Here is a 14,912-nt window from a genome sequence, read left to right on the forward strand (position 1 = left end):
GCCCGCCTTTCTATTTTACTAAATCTACGATTTTCTCAGCACCATCTGCCATAGAGTCTGCAGCGGTAATGTTCAAGCCTGATTCTTCGAGAATTTTCTTGCCTTCGTCAACATTCGTGCCTTCTAAACGGACCACAAGCGGCATCGTTAGACCGATTTCTTTTGTTGCCGTAACTACACCTTCCGCGAGGACGTCACATTTCATAATGCCGCCAAAAATGTTGACGTAAATGCCTTTCACATGTTCATCTTCGAGGATGATTTTAAAAGCGGCTGTCACCTTTTCGGCTGTTGCGCCGCCTCCCACATCGAGGAAGTTCGCCGGTTCACCGCCGTTATGCTTAATGATATCCATCGTCGACATCGCGAGGCCTGCACCGTTAACCATACAACCGATGTTTCCATCCAAGGCAATGTAACTAAGGTCGTATTTGGATGCTTCGATTTCTTTCGGATCCTCTTCGTCGAGGTCACGAAGGTCCTGGATATCGTTTTGGCGATAAAGGGCGTTGTCATCAAAGTTAAGCTTCGCGTCAAGCGCCAAAACATCGCCGTCTTTTGTCGTAACGAGCGGATTGATCTCGGCGACGGAGCAGTCTTTTTCCACAAACACGTCATAAAGCCCGCTCATAAACTTAACCGCTTTTCCGAGGGATTCGTTCGGAATGTTCATGTTAAAAGCGAGCCGGCGCGCTTGGAATCCTTGGAGACCAATCGCGGGATCGATGAACTCCTTGAAGATTTTTTCTGGGGTTTCAGCCGCGACCTCTTCGATTTCGGTCCCGCCTTCTTCGGAGCCCATCAAGACGATCCGGGAGGTGCTGCGATCCAATACCAATCCGATGTAATACTCTTTATCAATGTCGCAGCCTTCCTCGACGAGCAATCGTTTTACTTCTTTTCCTTCAGGGCCTGTCTGATGAGTGACAAGTGTTTTACCGAGTATCTCTTCGGCGTATGTACGCACTTCATCCTCATTCTTTGCTATTTTTACACCGCCGGCATTGCCGCGTCCGCCAGCGTGGATTTGCGCCTTCACGACGCGCACGTCCGTCTTCAATGAACGAGCTTTTTCGACGGCTTCTTCCACAGAGAAAGCTTCATGCCCCGTCGGTACAGCGACGCCGTACTGTCTGAGGAGATCTTTACTCTGGTACTCATGAATATTCATGTTCTGTCCATCCTCCCTATGAGTACTTATCAATTCGTTCATGCGATAAAGGAGCGAGGAATCATCACCTGTCCAATACCTTTACACACATTTTTTATGATACCAGTCTTTTGAAAAAGAATAAAGGGCAAGATTCGAGGTATTCTTGTTTTTCCTGATTGTTTCTCGTATGATAAAAATAATGAGCCGAGAGGAGATAAGTGATGAATCTACAGGATAGGGAAGAACCTATTGAATTAAAATATTTCAGATTTTTGGAAGGGCGAATCGATCTCTCCCCGGAAGAAAAACGGCAATACGCCAATGTTCAAAAAGGATTTGAAGGTGAGCTAAAATTTGATCATTGGATCGAGCAAAATCTATCGCCCGATTACCTTCTAATAAAGGGTTTGTTGCTCGAACATAGAGGAGAGTTATTTCAAATTGACACCCTTCTTATTTTTTCCGGGCAAATATATCTCTTTAACGTAAAAAATCATGTCGGTGATTATTATATTGATGGAGAAAACTGGCACTTCATGTCCGGTGCTGAAATCAAGAGTCCCCTCCTTCAGTTGCAACGGAGTGATTTTCTCCTTCGGCAATTGCTTCGAAAACTGGGAACAAACACCACGGTCAAACCCTCCCTTGTTTTTATTCACCCTGAATTCATCTTGTATAATGCTCCCCCAAAACTGCCTGTCCTTTTTTCCGGTCAACTTCATCGATTTAAGAAAAAATTGAATAGCATGCCTTCGAAAATAGAGCGAAAACATGAAATACTTGCCGAACGATTAGTTTCTTTGCACTTGGATCGTTCCCCGCATACTCGGTGGCCGGACTACGACTATCAGCAGTTGAAAAAAGGGGTGACTTGCGTTAAATGCGCAGCTTTTATGTCCGACAAAGAAAGAAAATGGATATGTACCGGTTGCGGTCACGAGGAAGACAACGAAACAGCCATTCTGCGAAGCGCAAAGGAATATCAATTTCTATTCCCGGACAGAAAAATGACCACAAACGTGATTCGTGAATGGTGCGGGATCAATGGTTCGAAGAAAAAAATAAGAAGAGTTCTAACAAAACATTTCAGGCACCTGAGCCAAGGGAAAGGTTCCTATTATGTTTAGTGACGATCATTACCGCTGACCGGATACGAACAATACGGTTAGTGACCCTTTAATCGATTCTCCCTCGGCTGTTCGGGTGTTAACTGTATGATTAGTGACCCTCCGACTGTATTTTTGCCTCTGTTCGGGTGCTAATGACTCGATTAGTGACCCTTCAGCCCGGTTTTTCACTGCTGTTCGGGTGCTAATCCGCAATTCTCGAGTGAAAAACCGCCGGCGTGTACGCCTAGCGGTAATTGTAAAACCCTTCGCCGGATTTTCGGCCTAATTTGCCGGCTTTGACATACTTGAGGAGCAGCGGACAAGGGCGGTATTTTTCGCCTAACGTTTCATATAAATAGTTCATGTTCCGCAGACGGCTATCGAGGCCGACGAGGTCTGCCAATTCAAGTGGGCCCATCGGGTGATTCAAACCGAGCTTAAGCGCTTTGTCGATGTCTTCGGCGGAAGCGACCCCCTCCATGTACATGTTCATCGCTTCGTTTCCGATCAGACAGTTCATTCGGCTCGTCACAAACCCCGGAAATTCATTGACTTCCACCGTTTCCTTGTTCATTTTTTCCCCGAGATCCTGCACAATCCGCACCGTTTTTTCGGAAGTATCCAGTCCTTTAATGATTTCGATCAATTTCATTTTATGAACCGGATTGAAAAAATGCATGGCGATCACTTTCTCCGGACGATTCGTCGCCGCGCCGATCTCGGTCGGGCTGAGCGTCGATGTATTCGTCGCCAAGACGGTTTGGTCCGGGCAATACTCGTCAAGTTTCCGGAAAATCTCCACTTTTAACGGAATTTCTTCCAAAACAGCTTCGATGACGACATCCGCCTCATGAACGGCTGCTTGGAGATCATTTTCAGAGTTTAATTGTTGCTTTGCCGCTTCTGACTGGTCCCGATCTATAAACCCTTTATCGGCGCTTTTTTGCAGTAATGTTTCTATTGATGCCTCCGCCTGCTTGAGATTGGAATCATCGATATCATGAAGCTTCACCCGGAAACCGCTCAAAGCAGCGGTATAAGCAATGCCCCTGCCCATCGTTCCGGCTCCCACGACACTAATCTGTTGCAACACAGCCACCTCTTATTTCCTTTCCAGCATCAAAGCCATGCCCTGACCGCCGCCGACACACAAAGTCGCGACGCCGTATCGTTCATTTTTTCGTTTCATTTCGTACAGGAGGGATGTCGTAATACGCGCGCCTGTTGCCCCAAGCGGGTGGCCCAAAGCGATGGCTCCGCCATTTCGGTTCACATCTTCTTCGGAAAGTCCGAGTCCACGAATGACCGCCAAGGACTGGGAGGCAAACGCTTCATTCAGCTCCCATACGCCGATGTCTTCTTTTTGCATGCCTGTCTGTTCCAACAACTGATCGACCGCCGGCACGGGACCAACCCCCATCACTTCCGGGTCAACGCCCACGGCTGTCCAGTCCACAATCGTCGCCATCGGGGCCACCCCGAGCGTTTCCGCTTTCTCTTTCGTCATCAACACGAGAGCGGATGCGCCGTCATTGCGTCCGCAGGCGTTCCCTGCCGTCACCGATCCATCAGCTTTAAACGCCGGCTTCAAAGACGCCAGCTTCTCCAAAGAAGTCTCCCGCGGGTGTTCATCGACGGAAAACGTGAACGATCGCTTCCGTTCTTTCACTTCCACTGGTACGATTTCTTCCGCAAACATTTCGTTTTCAAGTGCACGTTTCGCACGTTGCTGGCTTTCAAAAGCAAAGGCGTCTTGATCTTCACGACTGATTTCATAGCGCTCCGCAACATTCTCCGCGGTCGCCCCCATGCCAAGCTTGTCGCCGTAAATTTCCATCGGTTGCTGACCGGCTTCCAAGTTAGAGTCCACGAGTTTCTGGGTGCCTTCCCCATACCGGGTGTTACGCAGGTACATCGGGGCTTGGCTCATGTTCTCCGTCCCGCCGGCAACGACGACATCCGCCTGCCCGAACAATATTTGTTGGATCCCGGATCCAATCGCCTGCATGCTGGACGCGCACAGTCGATTCACCGTAAACGCAGGCTTGCTTTCCGGTATGCCCGCTCGCAATGCGGCAACTCGGGCCACATTCGACGAAGCAGTCGTTTGCCGAACTTCTCCAAGGATGACTTCATCCACATTTTCTTTTTCAATCCCTGCTCTTGAAACCGCTTCTTCAATCACCGTGCTGCCAAGGTGTCCGCTGTCTACATTTCTGAGCGATCCCCCCGCGCGCCCGACGGCTGTCCGCGCGGCGCTCGCGATCACAATCTCTTTATTTTCGACCTTCAAATGAATGCACCCTTTCTATTTTCCTTGGAAATTCGCCTGTCGTTTCTCCAAAAATGCGCTTGTCCCTTCATTTTTATCTTCGGATTGAAACGCAACGGCTTGCGCAAGTTTTTCCAGTAGTTCAGCGGTCTCCAGATTGGCATCCGCACCTCGGGTCACAACCATTTTCGCGAGTCGTACGGCAAGCGGTCCTTTCGCGGAAATATCGGCAGTGATCTCCCGAACTTTTTCCTCCAACGCTTCCGGCTCGGCCACATCATTCACGAGCCCAATGCGAAGCGCCTCGTCGGCAACGATCAATTTCCCGCGCAAAATCATTTCGACCGCTTTCCCTTTACCGACGAGCCTGGTTAAACGCTGAGTGCCACCGGCTCCGGGGATGATCCCTAAATTCAATTCCGGGAGTCCGACTTTCGCTTTCGTGCTCGCCACCCGGATATCACAAGCCAAAGCCAGCTCACAACCACCTCCGGCCGCTACCCCGTTAATCATGGCAATTGTCGGCTTTTCAAAGGCTGCCAGTTTATCGTACACGTCTTGCATGCCGGGCTCTAGCGCATCGAGTGCTTCCTTGTTACGAAGCTGTGTGATGTCGGCCCCTGCTGCAAAGGCTTTTTCTCCGGTCCCTGTGAAAATAACCCCGTCGACGTCACTACGCCGGTCGACGTCATCGAGCGCGGCTTCCATTTCTTGCAACACTTGTGCGTTCAGCGCGTTGCGTACGTCCGGCCGGTTGATCGTTACCGTCGCCCAACGGTCTCGGACGTTTAATTGAATGAGTTCAAAGTCCATTGTTTTTCTCCTTTCTGATTTTCGCTTCGTATAATCTGTCCCTTTTAACGATTATACTATCACTCTCTGATCCATCCGCATGTGATTTTCTTGTTTCAACAACATCGACGTTTTGTTCATCCTTCTAGCAACATCCATCGCCGTTTCCACGGTCTCGTCAGAGGTATGCGTCCCCTGAACTATTTTGGCCGCTTTAAAAAAATGAAAACTGCACACTTGTGCCGGCCGATCTATGGCATCCGCGATCTTGGAATGGACAATCGCCGAGCTATTCGTCGCGAAAATCGCGTGCTTGGGTGCATGCTCATCGATGTTTTTAAGGATATTTCTTTTCGCGGGTAAATCCTCAATAGTGCTTTCGATCACAAAATCCCGATCTTTAACAGCGCTTTCAAGTTCAGGTTCAAAAACTAGATGGGCAAAAGAATGCTCCAGGTCTCGCCACGCCAGTTCGCCTTTTTCGACAGTATGGTGCAATTGTTTACTGATCTCTTCCATATTTTTCGAAAACGTTTCTTCATGTCGATCATGAATGTTTACATGAAAACCGGCAAGCGCACAAACGGCAGCGATTTGCGAACCCATTTTGCCCGCGCCGATGACCGCTACGTTTTGCACCATTACTGGCTTCCCTCCTTTTCCATTTCATCCACCGTTTCCTGCACGAGTTGACGCCGTAAGATTTTTCCGACACTCGTTTTCGGTAAGGACATCCGAAAATCAAAGATTTTCGGCACTTTGTAGCTTGCCATTCTTTTTTTGCACCAGGAAGTAAGATCTTCTTCTGTCAGCGTTTCTCCTTCTTTTGCCACAACGGAAGCTTTTAGCGTTTCCCCGCGGTAAGGATCGGGCACCCCATAAACGACGAGCTCACGTACGCCCGGATGTTGATACATCATTTCTTCGACTTCACCCGGATAAATATTAAATCCGCTGCTGATCACCATTTCTTTTTTTCTCCCAACAATGTAAAAGTACCCTTCTTCGTCCATTTCGGCAATATCCCCGGTCGCGAACCAACCATTTTGCAACTGGGCATCCGTCTCTTCTTGCTCGTTCCAATATCCAAGCATCACTTGAGGACCTTTGACCCACAACTCCCCTGCTTGGCCGATCGACACCGGTTCATGCGTGTCTAGATCAACAATCTCACAGTCCGTTCCCGGCAGCGGCAGTCCGATGCTTCCCGACTTTCTCTTTCCGCGAAACGGGTTTCGATGCGTCGTCGGCGACGTTTCCGACAGCCCGTATCCTTCCGATATGACGCCGCTGGTCATCTGTTCCACTTTATGCAAGACTTCGACCGGCAAAGGGGCACTCCCACTCGTCATAATTTTGATCGAATCAAGGGCGATGGGGTTTTTTTCCGCATATCGCAACAACCCGATGTACATCGTTGGAACAGCGGGAAAATACGTCGGCCGATACCGTTCAATGATCTCTACCGCTTCTTCCACCGTCCATTTTCGCATGCAAATAATCGTCGCCGCGGCAAACACGCCTTGATTGATCACGCTCGACATTGCCATCACATGATAAAAAGGGGCCGCGCCCAGAAAAACCTCCCCGGGCCTCTGTAACGTATTAGATGTAAATGCAAACGTTTGGAGCACGTTTCCGACCAAATTGTAATGGGTCAACACTGCCCCTTTCGGCGTACCGGTCGTCCCACCCGTAAATTGAATCAACGCCGGGTCTTTCTTCGGATCAATCGATATTTCCGGAGCGGACGCGGGATCTCCTTGATCAAGGAGATCATGAAAATGATATTCGTTCTCCGCGAAAGAAGAAGAGAGGGAGCCCCGATCTGTAAAGACGACAACTTTCAGCGATTGTACCGCTGCTAATTTTTCTTGTTGGTTTGCCTCGCCAATCGTAACTTTCGGCTCCGTTTGCCGAAAAATATGCGCGAGTTCTGCCTCCTGATACATCGGGTTCACTTGCACGACAATCCCGCCAATCCGCTGAACGGCAAAATGACTGATGATATATTCCACGCAGTTCGGGAGCATTACGGCGACGCGGTCCCCTTTTTGCACCCCTAAATCATGGAGGGCCGTTGCGAAGCGGTCAACTTCTTCTTTTAATTCGTCATACGTGTAAATGATCTTGCCGTCAATCACCGCGAGAATAGACCCGTAATCTTCTGCTGTCCGTTTCAAAAAATCATACAAAGAAAGATTCGGGACATCGATGTCCGCAGGCACATTTTCCGGATAATGGTCAAGCCATATACGATCCATGCCGTTACGAACCTTTCAACATATTCTTCGAGATAATCAGTCTTTGAATTTCATTTGTGCCTTCATAAATTTTTGTGATGCGCGCGTCCCGATAGAAACGTTCAGCAGGATATTCTGCCATATAGCCCATGCCGCCGTGGATCTGTACCGCTTTATCAGCCACTTTGTTATACGTTTCCGTTGCAAATAATTTGGCCATCGAGCTATCTTTAATCGCTTTTTCGCCTTGGTCGATCAACCACGCGGCTCGGTAAGTCATCGTCTTGGCCGCTTCCGTTTCCGTTTCCATTTCCGCTAACATCCATTGAATCGCTTGTTGTTGGGAGATCGGTTTTCCGAATTGTTTTCGTTCTTCGGCATACTCGATCGAAAGATCTATCAATTTCTTCGAAGAACCAACGGAACGGGCGGCAAGACCTACGCGGCCTTCCCCTAAAATCGTAAGCGCCGATACGTAACCCATCCCTACTTCACCGATGACGTTTTCATCGGGAACTTCACAATTTTCAAAGATTACTTGGCTCGTGTGCGACCCTCTTAAGCCCATTTTCTTATCCGGCTTTCCGACCGTAATTCCCGGAAAATCCTTTTCGATGACGAAGGCAGTGATGCCGCCTTTTGCTCCTTTTTCTTTGTCGGTAAGCGCGAAAACAGTAAAAACATCGGCGATGGGCGCATTCGTAATAAAATGTTTCGTTCCGTTTACGATCCATTTATCGCCCTTTTTCTCTGCAGTCGTGCCAAGATTCGTGGCATCCGATCCAGCCCCGGGTTCTGACAGGGCAAAACAACCAATTTTGTTTCCGGACGCCAAGTCAGGCAAATATTTCTGTTTAAGCTCTTCCGACGCCAAGCGCACCAACCCGGTGCTTCCGATGCCGGTGTGGGCACCGATAAGGGAAACATAGCCATTGTGCGTACGTCCCAGTTGCTCATAGACGATGCATTTCCCGACCGTATCAAGGCCAATGCCTCCGTATTCTTCCGGAATGCTTAACCCAAACAATCCGAGTTCCTTCGCTTGGTCAATCAGATGCTGCGGAATTTCATCCTCCTCTTCAATTTGCTGCGCGTACGGCTCCACTTCGTTTTCCACGAAATTTTTCACCATCATGCGCATCTGTTCATTTTCTTCGCTGATATTAAAATCCATGATTGATCCTCCTTGAAAATGTGCTTATTGTAATATGATGCAAAATCCATGCCAAGATCTAAAGCGGATGTAGAGGGAGGAATCGAGTGAAAAACGAATCAATTATGTATCATTGAATTTAAAAATGTATCGATGGTTCCCAAGAGACAATGCGCTGGGATTGTCTTTTTTTCATATCAATTCGGTACGTGAAATTTTAAAAACCTATTTTCGCCAGCCACCCGAGTTCCCACAATAAAAACACCTCCGACGAGCGTTTCAAGTTTGCCGAAACGCCCATCGAGGTGTTTTCTTTTTCTCTCCTACGTCAACTCATACTTTTTTAGTTTCCTTACAATCGTTGCTTGGCTCGTCCCCAGCGCTTCAGCGATTTTATACGTGTTTTCATACCGGCTGAGCGCTTTTATAAGCAGCGCCTTTTCCGATTTTTCCGTCGCTTCCTGCAACGTCGTAATGCCTTGCGGAAGTTCGTCCTCCCCGTTTTCTCGCAGGTCGACGGGAAGATCAACGATATCGATCATGCTGGTGGGAATAGTGACGACGAGCCGTTCCACCAAATTGGACAATTCCCGCACATTTCCGTTCCAATCGAATCGATAGAAAAAGTTTAGTGTAGCTTCCGAAAACTGTTTATGAACATCATATTTTTCATTGTAATGGTCGAGGTAATAATAAACGAGCGGCAAAATATCTTCGCGCCGTTCCCGGAGCGGCGGAATGTGAATCGGGATGACATTAATGCGGTAATAAAGGTCTTCCCGGAAGTTCCCTTCTTTTACCATTTTTTTCAAATCCCGATTTGTAGCGGCAATCACCCGCACATCAATCCATGTCGTTTGTGTGCTCCCGACCCTGCGGATCTCCCCCTCCTGTAACACTCGCAGCAACTTCACTTGCAAATCAAGGGGAAGTTCCCCGACTTCATCGAGAAATAATGTGCCCTTGTTCGCGAGTTCGAACATCCCTGCTTTTCCGTCTTTTTGCGCTCCCGAAAAAGCGCCCGCTTCATACCCGAATAGTTCCGACTCCAACAGCGTAGGCGGGATCGCCCCGCAATTAATTTTTATAAATTCCCCTTCTTCCGACCGGAGACTGTTGTCGTGCACATGCTTAGCAAAAACATCTTTCCCGACACCCGTCTCTCCGAGAACGAGGATGGTCGCGTCGATATTCGACACCCGTTCCCCCGTGAAAAAGATGTTTTTCATTTCCGCGCTTTCACATACGACATCCTTCATCACTTGAGGATTCGCTTGCATTTTATTCAGTTCGGCTTTATAAAAAGAATTCAGTTCTTTCACTTTTTGATTTTCATCACGAAGCTGCTTTAAGTCTGTGAGATCACGAATGTTCGTGATGACTTTTTCCACTTCGCCGGCTTCATTAAAAATGGGGCTTCCGGTGAGCATGACTTCTATGTCGCCCTGCCCCCGCTGGTAGACGGTCACCGGCTTCTTTTCTTCCACCACCCTGAATGTGACCGATTCTTCCAATATCCCTCGTTCCACGAGTTGGTTCACATTTTTCCCAATATAATAGTCTCGCGGGATTTTCGTAATCCGCTCAATAGCCGGATTTGTTTTCAATGTTGTTCCTTCAGCGTCTGTGATGTAAATTGCATCATACGCACTTTCCAACAAACTGTTCAGTTCCCTTTCCATTTCTTCGAAGTTCCGTGAATCTCCGTTCTTGCCCTTCGGATAGAAGAGGTAGAAGAAATAATGATCAATGTGTGTATGTTCATATTTTTCTACCGTGTATTCCACCCCGTCCACCGTGCAAAAAGAACGTTGATCGACTTCCGGCAGGCAACGATGGAAGTCTTCATTTGCTTGTTCATTGCTCGCGATGATTTCTCCGCGATCATTTACAAGAAGCATCGGGAAAGGGAGATAGGACCATTCATGAGATAAGACCTCTCTGGTTGTCATCACAAACACTTCCTCACAGAGAATGGATTCTGCCATCTATTATACAGAATGTTGGTCCTTCTTGACAGTCCCCATCTCACTGGGTTTATCCCTGCCTCGCCACTGATAGATGAAAATGGGCAAAAGAAGCCCGAGTCCGATCAGATCCGACCATAAATGATCGGTCACCAACAATACTGCAGCTGCTGCCAACGCAACTCGTTCCCAAACAGCCGTGCGTTTCAACATGCAGCCTTCGATAAATCCGGCAAAAGCCACGAGCCCCAACAAAGCCGTCGTTATGCCGAAAATAACAGATGGGACACTGCCTTCCAGTGAAAGCGTTGGATTATAGACAAGCATGTAAGGAAGGATAAAGCCTGCCATTCCAACTCTTAAAGAATAGACAGAAGTACGTAAAGGGTTGCTCCCCGCGATACCTGCCGTTATAAAAGAAGTAATCGCTACCGGTGGTGTGATTCCGGAAAAGATTCCGAAATAGAAAACGAAAAAATGAGCGACAAGAACGGGTACACCCAGTTGCGTAAGCGCCCCGGCGGCAACCGTCGCGAGAATGACATACGCGGATACCGTCGGCATGCCCATGCCTAAAATAATGGAAGCGACCATGATTAACAAAAGCAATGGCAAAAGTTGACCGCCTGACAGCTCAACCGCGAACCGCGAAAAACCCATGCCAAGTCCGGTCATAATAACAGATCCGGCGATAATGCCTGCTCCGGCACACGCCATCACCGTGGGCACCGCGTTACGAATCCCTTTTTCCAAAGCAGCAAAGATCGACATTACGCTTAAACGACTTTCTTTTTTTACCAAGCTTAATAGAAAAACAACCAATAACGCCCACATGCCGGCACGCATCGGGCTGTAGCCAATAACCATTAAAACGATAATGATAATAAGCGGCAAAATTAAATACCCTTTGCGCACGATAAGGCTCCAGAAATTGGGTAATTGATCACCCGGGATGCCTTGCAGCCCTAGACGCTGGGCTTGAAAATAAATGACCACCCCGACGACGGTAAAAAACAGAATCGCGGGCAAAAGGGCGTAGGCGGCAACTTCAATGTATGGGACTCCGGTATATTCCGCCATTACAAACGCGGCGGCGCCCATGATCGGCGGCATAATCTGCCCGCCCTGGGAAGCAACCGCTTCCACGGCACCGGAAAACGTCTTCGTATAGCCGACCCTTTTCATGAGCGGGATCGTAAACGGACCGGTCATCGACGCGTTCGCCGCGCCGTTTCCGCTCACTGTCGCCAAGAGCCCGCTGGACAGCACCGATGCAAGTGCCGGGCCACCGCGAATACGTCCGGTCAACGCAAACGCGAATTCGATAAAGAATTGTCCGACTCCTGTCCGCATCATGAACGCGGCAAATATCAGAAACAAAATCAGCACGGTGGATGCCACATAAATCGGATCGCTAAAAATCCCGTTTGTCGTTATAAAAAGGGCATCGGTCATCCGACTGTAACTAAACCCTTGATGGCCCAAAATCCCGGGAAACATAGGGCCGATGAAAATATACGCCCAGAAAAACAACGCCAAAATCGCCATCGCGTGTCCGATCGTTCGACGTACCCCTTCAATCACAAGCAAAATCATGACCGTCGCCACGATTTGATCAAAAAACGTAGACGCTCCCTGCCGAAGCGCGATCTCCGGGTACGAAAAGAAGGCATGTCCAAGTAACGCAATCGATAAGACAAGCGGTACGCCATCAAAGAGCACATGCCCCGGTTCTTTTCCTTTGCGATACGAAAACGTGCTAAAGCAGAGGATTAAAAAGATAGACGTAAAAACAGCACGGTGTTGCCAAGCGGGAAAACCGCCCGCCGCCGCGTAATAAATGACATAAACAGCTAGAGTGATCGCGATAATCGCGATCAAGAATTGGCGTAAGCGCTTCCAAATCGACCAGCCGTCCGGGTTGTACAACGCTTTTTCAATGGAAGAGTTCATTCGTTCTTCTTCGATGGTTAAGTCAATTTTCCCGTTTTCTGCATTCGTTTTCGCCATGATAAACTCCCCCCTTCCTAGTCCGTTGCTCCGACTTCTTCGTAATATTTCAACGCGCCCGGATGAATATTCTCATCAGGGTTTTCAATTTCCCCGTATCCGTCTTCAGGATCGAACCACATGCCCCGGGTTGGCTGTTCTTCTTCGACACGATCCGAATTTTCCCAAATCGTCTTCGTCAATTCATAAACGACGTCATCATCCATGTCTTCGTTCACCACCATGATCGCCCAACTCGCGATCGTCGGAGTATCTTCCGTCTGGCCGCTGTAGCTGTCCCCCGGCACCGTCATATCCGTGGTATATCCATATCCTTCATCACTCAATGTTTCTAAAAGGTCATCCGGAATGGATAAAAGTTCTACGGACTGGGTCGCGTCAATTTCTGTGAGACCAGGAACATCAGGTCCTCCGCCCTGAACGGTGACATCAATAATGCCATCTCTCATCTGATTCGCGGCATCGCCGTATCCGCCGTAATCTACCGAAACACCTGCTTCTTCGAGTTCCTCTTCCCCGTATCCCATTGCCTCAAAAATACGTCGAAATGCTGCCTCGCTTGCATCTCCCGGATTTCCCGGAATCACATCCGCGCCATATTCGACCACATCTTCCAAGGAGTCATACGGGCTATCCTCCAACACCGCAATGTTCCACAACGTCGGATAAAACGCGCCGATCGCTTTTACGTTTTCTTGAGGTTCCCCTTCAAACGCGCCTTCCCCTTCAATGCCATCGACAAAATCCGATGCAAATGCGAATCCGGTTTGCACATCAACCCCGGTATTAACCTCGCGAATATTACCGATCGCCCCGCCTTCCACAACCGTCACATCCACCTCTTCCAATTCATCCATCCAAATATCGGAAAATAAAGTGGAAAGCGGATACCATCCGGAATCCGTCGGCCCGGAAATATGGGCATGCTGCCAATCATTTTCCGCCGCTTCATTATTGCAAGCGGTTACCAAAAGGCTCGTGCTTAGCAAAATGCTCATCAGAGCACCCTTCTTTTTCCATGAATATTTCAATTTCTACCCTCCAGGCTTGTCATCATTAGTGTCATATAAGTAGAGGATATGCAATATCAATGCCAAAAAAAGAAACAGCAACATAAAAGTTGCTGAGTCATGGGGCGCGCAGTCATGAAAATTTCCTCTGGCCTGCAGTCGATGCGAAGTTTTCGCTAAAGTCCTCATTCATAATTGCATCCTTCATGCATCGTTGCATGATTTCCATGTTCAAGACAAATGGTCCTCCACTCTTTTTTTCGCCATGTTCGCTTCTTGGATCATTTTGTCCATTAACTCCCGGACACTCGGCACATCATCGATCAGGCCGACACCTTGACCAGCCCAACCAAAGCTTTCCTCAATATCCCCATCTTGAATCAATTTCTGATTGGCTTGTCCGTTAATGTATGGCCATAATGCTTCAAAGGACGCGCCTTCTTCTTCCATCCGGGCGATTTTTTCGGTCGCTTTTGTTCGCAAAGCTCTGCCCGGTATGCCGAGGGATTTTTTAATGATCATCGTTTCGTTTGCCTTTGCATTTACGATTGCTTCTTTATAGCGTGGGTGGGCAATGCATTCTTTTGTGGCAATAAACCGTGTCCCCATTTCAATGCCTTCCGCGCCTAACGCGAGTGCAGCCGCGTATCCCCTGCCATCAACGAGACCGCCGCTGGCAATCACCGGGATCGAGACCGCGTCTATCACTTTTGGAACCAAAACAATTGTCCCGACATCATCCCTGCCGAGATGACCGCCGCCTTCCGTTCCCACGACGATAACGGCCTCCGCTCCCAATTCTTCAGCCTTTTGCGCTTGCCGGACGGACGCGACCAATACCAGTTTTTTAATATTAGTACCTTCCAGTTGATCAAAGACCGGAGCCGGATTGCCTGCGGTTACGGACACGGCAGGAACTTCCTCTTCAATTGCCACATCTACGAGTTTATCGATCGACCGCCTGCCAAGGGCGAAGTTTACGCCAAAAGGCTTGTCGGTTAATGTTTTTGCCGTTTTAATTTCCGCACGTAAATCCTCGGGGTCATCAAAAAACGTCGCCGTGATCTGGCCAAGCCCGCCGGCATTCGATACTGCCGCTGCCAGCTCGGCAAACGCCAGATAGGCGAGGCCCCCTTGAACAATCGGATACTTGATATTAAATATATCTCTGACTCTGTTGTTAGGCATACGGTTCCTCCCCCT

The 14,912-nt window shown here is 48.6% G+C and carries 12 protein-coding genes; 1 reads left to right on the plus strand and 11 read right to left on the minus strand.

What is annotated here, in order from left to right; genetic code table 11:
• Positions 1-10 precede the first annotated feature (10 nt).
• A complete protein-coding gene (gene sucC, locus EPH95_RS03240) occupies positions 11-1,171 on the minus strand; it encodes an ADP-forming succinate--CoA ligase subunit beta (RefSeq protein ID WP_142087297.1) in 1,161 nt (386 codons plus the stop codon).
• A gap of 203 nt (positions 1,172-1,374) precedes the next feature.
• Between sucC and EPH95_RS03245 the strand changes: the two genes are divergently transcribed.
• Positions 1,375-2,280 carry a nuclease-related domain-containing protein gene (locus EPH95_RS03245; RefSeq protein ID WP_142087298.1) on the plus strand — a complete coding sequence of 302 codons (906 nt, stop codon included), beginning with the start codon at positions 1,375-1,377 and terminating at the stop codon, positions 2,278-2,280.
• A gap of 226 nt (positions 2,281-2,506) precedes the next feature.
• On the opposite strand, the gene EPH95_RS03250 is transcribed toward EPH95_RS03245, so the two are convergent.
• The 10 genes from EPH95_RS03250 to EPH95_RS03295 form a co-directional block, all read right to left on the minus strand.
• Positions 2,507-3,352: a 3-hydroxyacyl-CoA dehydrogenase NAD-binding domain-containing protein gene (locus tag EPH95_RS03250; protein WP_142087300.1), complete on the minus strand. Its 846-nt coding sequence runs from the start codon at positions 3,350-3,352 to the stop codon at positions 2,507-2,509.
• A 12-nt stretch (positions 3,353-3,364) separates the two neighbouring features.
• Complete coding sequence (locus EPH95_RS03255; RefSeq protein WP_142087302.1) at positions 3,365-4,555, minus strand: thiolase family protein; 1,191 nt, start codon at positions 4,553-4,555, stop codon at positions 3,365-3,367.
• A 15-nt stretch (positions 4,556-4,570) separates the two neighbouring features.
• On the minus strand, positions 4,571-5,347 hold the full coding sequence (locus tag EPH95_RS03260; RefSeq protein WP_142087303.1) for an enoyl-CoA hydratase/isomerase family protein: 777 nt from the start codon (positions 5,345-5,347) through the stop codon (positions 4,571-4,573).
• Between the two features lie 51 nt (positions 5,348-5,398).
• A complete protein-coding gene (locus tag EPH95_RS03265; protein WP_142087305.1) occupies positions 5,399-5,968 on the minus strand; it encodes a 3-hydroxyacyl-CoA dehydrogenase family protein in 570 nt (189 codons plus the stop codon).
• Positions 5,968-7,590: a long-chain-fatty-acid--CoA ligase gene (locus EPH95_RS03270; protein WP_142087307.1), complete on the minus strand. Its 1,623-nt coding sequence runs from the start codon at positions 7,588-7,590 to the stop codon at positions 5,968-5,970. The genes EPH95_RS03265 and EPH95_RS03270 overlap by 1 nt, the downstream gene beginning before the upstream one ends.
• A 4-nt stretch (positions 7,591-7,594) precedes the next feature.
• Positions 7,595-8,743 carry an acyl-CoA dehydrogenase family protein gene (locus tag EPH95_RS03275; protein WP_142087309.1) on the minus strand — a complete coding sequence of 383 codons (1,149 nt, stop codon included), beginning with the start codon at positions 8,741-8,743 and terminating at the stop codon, positions 7,595-7,597.
• Positions 8,744-9,045: 302 nt separating this feature from the next.
• Positions 9,046-10,674, minus strand: a complete 1,629-nt coding sequence (locus tag EPH95_RS03280; protein WP_160141577.1) for a sigma-54 interaction domain-containing protein — start codon at positions 10,672-10,674, stop codon at positions 9,046-9,048.
• Between the two features lie 39 nt (positions 10,675-10,713).
• Positions 10,714-12,699, minus strand: a complete 1,986-nt coding sequence (locus EPH95_RS03285) for a TRAP transporter permease (RefSeq protein ID WP_142087313.1) — start codon at positions 12,697-12,699, stop codon at positions 10,714-10,716.
• A gap of 17 nt (positions 12,700-12,716) precedes the next feature.
• Positions 12,717-13,697 (minus strand): TAXI family TRAP transporter solute-binding subunit, encoded by a 981-nt coding sequence (locus EPH95_RS03290; protein WP_142087315.1) that lies wholly within the window; start codon positions 13,695-13,697, stop codon positions 12,717-12,719.
• 243 nt (positions 13,698-13,940) lie between these two features.
• Positions 13,941-14,897, minus strand: a complete 957-nt coding sequence (locus EPH95_RS03295) for an NAD(P)H-dependent flavin oxidoreductase (protein ID WP_142087316.1) — start codon at positions 14,895-14,897, stop codon at positions 13,941-13,943.
• Positions 14,898-14,912: the final 15 nt, after the last annotated feature.

This window comes from Salicibibacter halophilus (assembly GCF_006740705.1).
GTDB lineage: Bacteria > Bacillota > Bacilli > Bacillales > Marinococcaceae > Salicibibacter > Salicibibacter halophilus.

Coding starts and splice junctions, on each gene's coding strand:
- sucC (WP_142087297.1), bottom strand. CDS start 1,171: ATGAATATTCATGAGTACCAGAGTAAAGATCTCCTCAGACAGTACGGC.
- EPH95_RS03245 (WP_142087298.1), top strand. CDS start 1,375: ATGAATCTACAGGATAGGGAAGAACCTATTGAATTAAAATATTTCAGA.
- EPH95_RS03260 (WP_142087303.1), bottom strand. CDS start 5,347: ATGGACTTTGAACTCATTCAATTAAACGTCCGAGACCGTTGGGCGACG.
- EPH95_RS03265 (WP_142087305.1), bottom strand. CDS start 5,968: ATGGTGCAAAACGTAGCGGTCATCGGCGCGGGCAAAATGGGTTCGCAA.
- EPH95_RS03270 (WP_142087307.1), bottom strand. CDS start 7,590: ATGGATCGTATATGGCTTGACCATTATCCGGAAAATGTGCCTGCGGAC.
- EPH95_RS03275 (WP_142087309.1), bottom strand. CDS start 8,743: ATGGATTTTAATATCAGCGAAGAAAATGAACAGATGCGCATGATGGTG.
- EPH95_RS03280 (WP_160141577.1), bottom strand. CDS start 10,674: ATGACAACCAGAGAGGTCTTATCTCATGAATGGTCCTATCTCCCTTTC.
- EPH95_RS03285 (WP_142087313.1), bottom strand. CDS start 12,699: ATGGCGAAAACGAATGCAGAAAACGGGAAAATTGACTTAACCATCGAA.
- EPH95_RS03290 (WP_142087315.1), bottom strand. CDS start 13,697: ATGAGCATTTTGCTAAGCACGAGCCTTTTGGTAACCGCTTGCAATAAT.
- EPH95_RS03295 (WP_142087316.1), bottom strand. CDS start 14,897: ATGCCTAACAACAGAGTCAGAGATATATTTAATATCAAGTATCCGATT.